Genomic DNA, 6141 nt, shown 5'->3' with positions numbered 1-6141 from the left:
TGGACCTTGATGCTTGTGGAGTCCAGAGAGACTGCTTCGATCTTGATTCGCACGACCTGTGCACGCTGCAACTCCTCGAACATGCGATCCAGGACGCCGGCTTTGGTCCAGCGGTTCATGCGCGTGTAAATCGTGTGCCAGTTACCAAAGCGCTTGGGCAGTCCGCGCCACTTGCAGCCATGCTCGGCCACATAGAGGATCGCGTTGACCACCTGCAGGTTGCTCAGGCTGACGTTGCCACGCTGCTTGGGCAGGCAGTGCTCAATGGTGGCGAATTGTGCGGGTGTGATCTCCATGCCCGATATTGTCCGGCGCAAACGACACGATCGCTATTAGTGTTAACACGCCCTAGATCGTCCCTTTTTTTCGTTTGAAGCGCCCTTGACACGAGCTTGATACGTGAGAACCTAGTAGCAAGCAAACCGAAAGAGAGGACGAAAATGTCTTACCTGGCCGAAATCGATATGACCGTTGCAGACTTCCGCGAGCACTACGCTCCCGTCGAGGCTGCTGCCAAAGAGCCTCACTGGCTGCTGGGGAGCCTTTACGGCCGCGATCTCCTGAAGATCAAGCTGCGCATCAGCCGCCCCGAGGTGATGGTGCCGGAGTGGAAGCATGCCGCGCACCTGGACCCGCTTCTGGAGGAAATGGTTGACGAACTGGGGCTGCGGGACATGCCCGAGCCCAAGACCTTCGGCCAGCGGCTGGCGTATGTGAAAACGGTGGCCACGATGGCGTTGGCCGTGAAAAAGAACATGGCGCTGCCTGAGTGGCGCTTGAACAATTGAAAGGGGAACGAAATGGAATCTTTGCTGATTTTGTGTGTGGTGGGATTCGTGATCTTCCTTGCGATCAAAGGGATTGCAAGTGGGGCTGGCGGCGGTGATGACGACGAGGAAGGCTCCAGCGGAGGGGGTCGCGCCGTCACCCACGACCACGGTAGCATTGACCGATTTGGGAATCACGATGACTGAAGCGTTTTCTGCGAGTTCATCAGCAATGGCGTTGGCGCAAGAGCTTGCGTCATTGCTCCCTGCGACGCGCGAGGGTCTGTTTAATCCCTATGCCACGGTGCACCCAATGGACGCGGCAGCCAACACCCCCATGGCAAAGCTGGGGCGGCTGGGTGCGCATCTTGATTGCGATCCCGAAGTCATTTTGGTGGGCGAAGCTCCCGGCTGGCGTGGCTGCGCCTTGAGCGGGGTTGCATTCACAAGCGAGGACCAGTTGCTCAGTGGCGCAATCCCCCGTGTGGCGCGTCTGCCGGAGCGACTCTCCACCAATGCGGGTGGCCCATTCAAGGAGGCCACCGCTGAAGCCGTGTGGGGAATCCTGTACGAATTGGGTCTGGCCGAGCGAGCCGTGCTCTGGAATGCAATTCAGATGCACCCGCACCAGCCAGACAACGCCCTTTGCAATCGGACGCCAACCACAAGTGAGGTGTTGGAGGGCAAGCCCGCCATGCTGGCTTTGAGGTCCGCTTTCCCCAAAGCAAAACTGGTTGCCGTGGGAAAGAAATCGCAGGGCCTCTTGGCTCGAATGGGCTTGGCTTGTGACTTGTCTGTCCGCCACCCCTCTTTCGGCGGGAAGCCTGAGTTTCAGGCAGCAATGCGTTCCGCGTTCGGTCGCAACGCGCCGATGAATTGAAGCTCAATGTAGGTTCTGAACTGCGATACAGACTTATCATCGAAGCCGCAACTGCGAGCTAAAAAACGAAAAAGCCCCGAACCACCTGTCAATGGTGGCCGGGGCTTTATTCATGGTGCCGATTGCTCAAGCCCCGAAGGGCAAGAGTAGGCGTTGGAACTCAGACGAGTTCGGGTTGCGGTTGTGCCCTTTTCTTCGGGGCTTTCTTCGTGATCACCACCTTGGCCTTGAGCCACTCGCGGTCATCGATTGCTTCGATCAGACGCTCGCCCAGCTCGTTGAAGTGGACGTCATCGATGCGGTGTGTCTCACCCCCCTCGCCTGCCGCCAGGTCGATGAAGTAGGTGTCGGCCCCGCGGTCGTAGCCCACGAACACTTTGCCGGTGAACTTGCTGCTGGAGATCTGCATGGACATCCCAGGCGGCGTTGTAGCGCTCTCCTCCTCCACCGGATCGGTGAACGTGAGGTTGGTCGCGCCGGCATCCACCAGGACGTTGACGGTGTGGCGCAAGCCGCCGTCCACTGTTTCACGTTCCATCTGGGTGATCATGTCGCGCAGGTAGGGGTTCTGGATGACGGTGTAGCTTGCAGCGTACCGCTCGTTGATGCCCAGATACCGACCTTCCCAGGTGACCGGGAAGCGGGTCTCGGCACCGGTGAGCATGACTGTACGGATGCCATCCACTGAGGAGTCGTCGCTGCCGTCTGCGGCCGTGCCGTCGAAACGGCGCAGCTTGTAGAAGGTCACCGCCACTTTGTCTTCCAGCGCCACAGGCTCGCTGAGCAGCTTGCTGACAACGATGGTGAAGGAAGCCGGTCCGGTTTTGATCAGGGTGAAATCTTCGCCCTGCTCGACAACCTTGCCTTCGGCCGGCATCAGGTAGCTGACGCCACCGAGTTGGTTGTGGCCGGTTTGGCCCGTGTATGCGACGAACTTGAAGCTCCGGATGTTGCGGCCCAGGTGGTTGCCCACCACGGTCTGGATCCAGTTGCGGGCTTGGTCTTTGAGGTTCATGGGTTTTCCAAAAAAGAAAAGCCGGGAGCCTCGAAAGCCCGACCGGGCAATGAGTGCACCCGGCGGGTTGGTTGAAGTTGGCACCGCAGGGGTGCCGATGTACGGCGTGGCCGTCAACGGTTGAGATTGTGGTTCAGAGCTCCAAGCTTGTCGCCTGGTCCGGACCACCCGTGGTTATTGTGGTCAGCGCTTCGAGCCAGTCACGGCAGTACTCCTGACCTGTCACACCCTCCAGGCGCACTTGGCGCACGCGGGTCATGGTGATGTTCATCTGTGCAGCAAGGCTTCGGATCGTCTTGCCGTTCTGCCGCATGAGCCGCTTGACCATTTCAGGCTTCAGCTGGTTCATGGATCTCACCTGCGTTCATGGTCTCACCGGTCACGTGGTCGTGAATGTCCCAGCCGTGGGCTTTGGACAGCTCCCTTGCGTACGCGGTGGCCAGGGCATGGGAGCCATGATCACCGACACACGCGGCGAGGCCGTCTTTGTGCCTGAGGTAGACCGAGAAGAACTCGGGTTGCGCGTGGTCGATCCGAACGTCGCCCTGGTCGGGGATTGGGCCGCCCACGTGGCGCACGGGTTCGATTTCAAGCGCCTCGTAGTCGCTGGCTCGCTCGCCCTTCACAAGGCACGCAAAGCGCATGTCCATCAAAGGGGTCGGGTTGGTTGGCATGGATGCCTCCTTTTCAGAGGTGCATCTCCCCGTCAGGGCGTGATGCACCCGATGGGTTGTTGAGTGCTGTCGCAGGGACAGCGAATTCGGCGGTGCCGGATTCCTTGAATCCCCGATTGAAGGAGGCTCAAGGAATCCACCTGCCGTGAGGCAAGTGGACACCAGGGTTTGGGCAGTCGCCCGGGGTTACTGCATCAGCGAAAAGGGCTCGTGCGCAGGGGTCATGGGGACCAGCAGCCAGTCTTTGCGAAGGCGGCGTGCTTCCGTGATGAAGTCTTTCAGCTCGTCAGGCTGGTCACCGAAGTCCTGCTCAATGGGCAGAACGCGGATCAGGTAACCAGCCGGAGTCTCGATCTGGACGCACGCCGCTGCGTCTTCCGACAACAGCAGCATCGACCATGCATCGAGCATGCCCTGCTTGATCTCGAGCGTTCGAGGGGGGACGGTCCATTGCGATCTCATGCTGGGCATTCCTCCTCTTGTGCGCTCACCTCGGGGATGAGGCTGATGCCGTTGAAGGTCACCACCTTGCAGGGCGTGAACAGGCTGTCGCTCTTGTTGATGACCTGGCCCAGTGCGATGCGCTGCAGTGCGACGCGGTCACGTTGGGTCAGGGAGACGATGGGCACCTCACTGCGGTACTCAACCTCACCTTTGAGGCGGCTGTTTTGCCAGACCACACGGACGTCGATCTCGGCGAGCAAGCGGCCCATCTTGAAGACGCCCTGGAGGCCGACCTTGTAGTCGTAGTGCTTCAGTTCGTCCAGCGCGCGTTGGCGCTCGATCTGCTTGAGACCTTTCGGGCCCACCAGGTAGAGATCCTGACCACTGGACTGAATACTCAGCGCGGCGTGTGCCTCGTTGGTGATGCGGGGGTCGATGTACAGCGGATAGAGGTGGGTGCCCATCTCCCGGACCACCCAGAGATAGGTCATGTCGGGAGTGAAGGTGTCCAACAACTGCTGGCGGTCGTACTTGTAGAAATCCTGCTTGTAGTGCTGGAGAAGGGGGTAGCCAGGGGCTTCGACCACTTCACGCATGCGCTCGAACAATACGTCGGATGGATGACTCATGGTGTTCTCTTGGGGGTTGAGGGACACCTGAGCCCATCGGGCACTTGTGCCCCTTGGGTAGATAAAGGACGGCGCGAAGCCGTCAAACGGTGAAAGCACCGAGGTAGAGGCATTGTCCGGGGGCAAGCGAATCACTGCAAGTGCACAGGACCACTGTGCTGGCGCGACTGGCGCTTCGTTTCGTGGTCAGCTCAGGCGGTGGATCGTTAGACTCCGGGCTTTGCAAACGGGTTGGGCTCACCACGGCCCGGTAATCACGACACAACCATGAAGAACTCCATCCGATCGCTTGCACTGGCCGCATCATTTGCCGCAGCATTGAGCGCATCGCCTATCGCCTGGGCACAAACCCTCATGTTGTCACGCACTATGGATTGCACCTGGTGGGCCAACAACAGGAATACTCCGCTGGCCAAGACTACAGTCGATGCATTCATGAGCGCGCTCAGCATCAGCTACTGGGAGCGCTATACAGCCAAGGTGGGCGAGCATGGGCTGGATCCGATCGCTGCGCTGTCCAGCCCGGCGGAGGCCTATGGCTGGATCGATGGCTATTGCGCCAGGAATTCCGACAGCTACCTGGCCTTTGCGATGCGGGCGCTGTTCGCTGAGTTGGAGTCGCGGCGGCGGCTCGCGGTGAAGTGATGCGTGGGGCGCACAACAAATGAGCCCGAGTGACTACCGGTTCTGCGCACCTGAGATCGGCCCGCACGCTGCGCGTTCCGCGAGCCGGAGGATCGTTCAATACATTCCAGTGCGAGGGTCGTAGTCGTCTATCACCTGGTCGTAGTCCGGGGCGTCATTTGGATCTCGCCGCGTCTTCTCTCCGGGAAACGGCGACTTGCCCCATTGGAATGGCCATCTGGTCCACTTGCGCTCTCTGAGTTGATCGAAGAGCCCGCCCTGCGACACGGTAGCTGAGCGGTACGCGGCGCCGGGGACAAAGGGTTGATCGTTCTCAATGATCCAATCGTAGGCGAGCACAGCCTTGCGGCAATGTTGATATGAGCCAAGGATGAGCGCCATCTGGGTGAGGGAATCGCGGCCTGACATCCTGCGCAGCATGGCCTCACGTCGCGAAGGCGTGGCTTGGACGAGATCACAGATCGCGTCGTGATTTGCCTGGATGAAGAGTTCAACTCTCTTGGGATCTTCCAAGACATTCTCATACAGGACTTTGCGATCATCTTCGCGCTCATACCCAAGATCAATGAACTCCCATACATGGCGGCGGGCCTCACTTTGGTACGTCCAAGCGCTCATGATCAGTCTCCTCTTGAATGGGTGTCGACAGCACCTGCAAAGTACCTCGTGCGCCCGACTTTAGCGAACGCATGGACGAGGAGTGCGGTTGCCCAGGACCAACCGGAATTAGGATACAGAAACTGGCGTCGCCAGCGGGACTTTGGGAAAGCACAAAAAGGAAAAGCCCCTCCGAAGAGGGGCTTTTTGAGACGTGGCCTCAGACGGCCATGGCATTGTGGTTCAGGAGGTTTGGGCGGTTCATGAACTGGCGAACCGCGTTCAGGATCTGCTCACCTCGCTGAGTCGCCAGAGCTTGCATCTTTGCACGCGGGCTCAGGCGGTTGAACCACAACACGTCCGCTACCGGCACTTGTGCCTGGATGAGAACTGACGTGGCCAAAGGTTCACGAATCTGGGGGGCTTTCAGCATGGTCATGGGACTCTCCTAAATTGTTTCCGGGCACGTCGCCCCTTCTGCGTTCTCGAT

12 protein-coding genes are annotated in these 6141 nt (G+C 59.4%); 4 read left to right on the top strand and 8 right to left on the bottom strand.

The features are described 5' to 3' along the window. On the bottom strand, positions 1-296 hold a 296-nt coding region (locus ACN4F8_RS21855), incomplete at its 3' end, for a transposase (protein ID WP_419475510.1). Positions 297-440: 144 nt separating this feature from the next. Between ACN4F8_RS21855 and ACN4F8_RS21850 the strand changes: the two genes are divergently transcribed. Genes ACN4F8_RS21850 through ACN4F8_RS21840 form a run of 3 tightly spaced genes read left to right on the top strand, consistent with a single transcriptional unit; the run spans position 441 to position 1647 of the window. After that, positions 441-788, top strand: coding sequence for a hypothetical protein (locus ACN4F8_RS21850; protein ID WP_419475509.1), 348 nt, complete (start codon positions 441-443; stop codon positions 786-788). A 12-nt stretch (positions 789-800) separates the two neighbouring features. Beyond that, positions 801-974 carry a hypothetical protein gene (locus ACN4F8_RS21845; protein WP_419475508.1) on the top strand — a complete coding sequence of 58 codons (174 nt, stop codon included), beginning with the start codon at positions 801-803 and terminating at the stop codon, positions 972-974. After that, a complete protein-coding gene (locus tag ACN4F8_RS21840) occupies positions 967-1647 on the top strand; it encodes a uracil-DNA glycosylase (RefSeq protein ID WP_419475507.1) in 681 nt (226 codons plus the stop codon). The genes ACN4F8_RS21845 and ACN4F8_RS21840 overlap by 8 nt, the downstream gene beginning before the upstream one ends. Positions 1648-1807: 160 nt before the next feature. Here ACN4F8_RS21840 and ACN4F8_RS21835 read toward each other — a convergent pair whose 3' ends face one another. From ACN4F8_RS21835 to ACN4F8_RS21815, 5 genes are all read right to left on the bottom strand, one after another. Further along, positions 1808-2662: a hypothetical protein gene (locus tag ACN4F8_RS21835; protein ID WP_419475506.1), complete on the bottom strand. Its 855-nt coding sequence runs from the start codon at positions 2660-2662 to the stop codon at positions 1808-1810. Between the two features lie 133 nt (positions 2663-2795). Further along, positions 2796-3011 (bottom strand): hypothetical protein, encoded by a 216-nt coding sequence (locus ACN4F8_RS21830; RefSeq protein ID WP_300707789.1) that lies wholly within the window; start codon positions 3009-3011, stop codon positions 2796-2798. Continuing rightward, entirely contained in the window at positions 2992-3336 is a 345-nt protein-coding gene (locus ACN4F8_RS21825; RefSeq protein ID WP_300707791.1) for a hypothetical protein, read from the bottom strand. Before ACN4F8_RS21825 ends, ACN4F8_RS21830 begins: the two co-directional genes overlap by 20 nt. A 186-nt stretch (positions 3337-3522) precedes the next feature. Then, on the bottom strand, positions 3523-3747 hold the full coding sequence (locus ACN4F8_RS21820) for a hypothetical protein (protein ID WP_419475505.1): 225 nt from the start codon (positions 3745-3747) through the stop codon (positions 3523-3525). 47 nt (positions 3748-3794) lie between these two features. Next, positions 3795-4409, bottom strand: a complete 615-nt coding sequence (locus tag ACN4F8_RS21815) for a hypothetical protein (protein ID WP_300707795.1) — start codon at positions 4407-4409, stop codon at positions 3795-3797. A 267-nt stretch (positions 4410-4676) separates the two neighbouring features. Here ACN4F8_RS21815 and ACN4F8_RS21810 point away from each other — a divergent pair, with 267 nt between their 5' ends. Continuing rightward, the gene (locus ACN4F8_RS21810; RefSeq protein WP_419475504.1) at positions 4677-5054 is read left to right on the top strand and encodes a hypothetical protein; all 378 of its coding nucleotides are present in this window, start codon (positions 4677-4679) and stop codon (positions 5052-5054) included. 96 nt (positions 5055-5150) lie between these two features. On the opposite strand, the gene ACN4F8_RS21805 is transcribed toward ACN4F8_RS21810, so the two are convergent. Together ACN4F8_RS21805 and ACN4F8_RS21800 are read right to left on the bottom strand one after the other, a co-directional pair. Further along, positions 5151-5672, bottom strand: coding sequence for a hypothetical protein (locus ACN4F8_RS21805; RefSeq protein ID WP_419475503.1), 522 nt, complete (start codon positions 5670-5672; stop codon positions 5151-5153). Between the two features lie 199 nt (positions 5673-5871). Further along, positions 5872-6090: a hypothetical protein gene (locus ACN4F8_RS21800; RefSeq protein ID WP_419475502.1), complete on the bottom strand. Its 219-nt coding sequence runs from the start codon at positions 6088-6090 to the stop codon at positions 5872-5874. Positions 6091-6141 lie beyond the last annotated feature (51 nt).

The sequence above is a fragment of the Hydrogenophaga sp. genome (genome assembly GCF_048549895.1).
In the GTDB taxonomy this organism is placed as follows: Bacteria; Pseudomonadota; Gammaproteobacteria; order Burkholderiales; family Burkholderiaceae_C; genus Hydrogenophaga.
Note: the sequence above shows the minus strand (reverse complement) of the source record. Positions and strands in the feature narration are given on the sequence as shown.

Bases quoted from the DNA above. Each gene is read 5' to 3' on its own strand.
- ACN4F8_RS21850 (WP_419475509.1), top strand. From the start codon at position 441: ATGTCTTACCTGGCCGAAATCGATATGACCGTTGCAGACTTCCGCGAG.
- ACN4F8_RS21845 (WP_419475508.1), top strand. From the start codon at position 801: ATGGAATCTTTGCTGATTTTGTGTGTGGTGGGATTCGTGATCTTCCTT.
- ACN4F8_RS21840 (WP_419475507.1), top strand. From the start codon at position 967: ATGACTGAAGCGTTTTCTGCGAGTTCATCAGCAATGGCGTTGGCGCAA.
- ACN4F8_RS21835 (WP_419475506.1), bottom strand. From the start codon at position 2,662: ATGAACCTCAAAGACCAAGCCCGCAACTGGATCCAGACCGTGGTGGGC.
- ACN4F8_RS21830 (WP_300707789.1), bottom strand. From the start codon at position 3,011: ATGAACCAGCTGAAGCCTGAAATGGTCAAGCGGCTCATGCGGCAGAAC.
- ACN4F8_RS21825 (WP_300707791.1), bottom strand. From the start codon at position 3,336: ATGCCAACCAACCCGACCCCTTTGATGGACATGCGCTTTGCGTGCCTT.
- ACN4F8_RS21820 (WP_419475505.1), bottom strand. From the start codon at position 3,747: ATGCTCGATGCATGGTCGATGCTGCTGTTGTCGGAAGACGCAGCGGCG.
- ACN4F8_RS21815 (WP_300707795.1), bottom strand. From the start codon at position 4,409: ATGAGTCATCCATCCGACGTATTGTTCGAGCGCATGCGTGAAGTGGTC.
- ACN4F8_RS21810 (WP_419475504.1), top strand. From the start codon at position 4,677: ATGAAGAACTCCATCCGATCGCTTGCACTGGCCGCATCATTTGCCGCA.
- ACN4F8_RS21805 (WP_419475503.1), bottom strand. From the start codon at position 5,672: ATGAGCGCTTGGACGTACCAAAGTGAGGCCCGCCGCCATGTATGGGAG.
- ACN4F8_RS21800 (WP_419475502.1), bottom strand. From the start codon at position 6,090: ATGACCATGCTGAAAGCCCCCCAGATTCGTGAACCTTTGGCCACGTCA.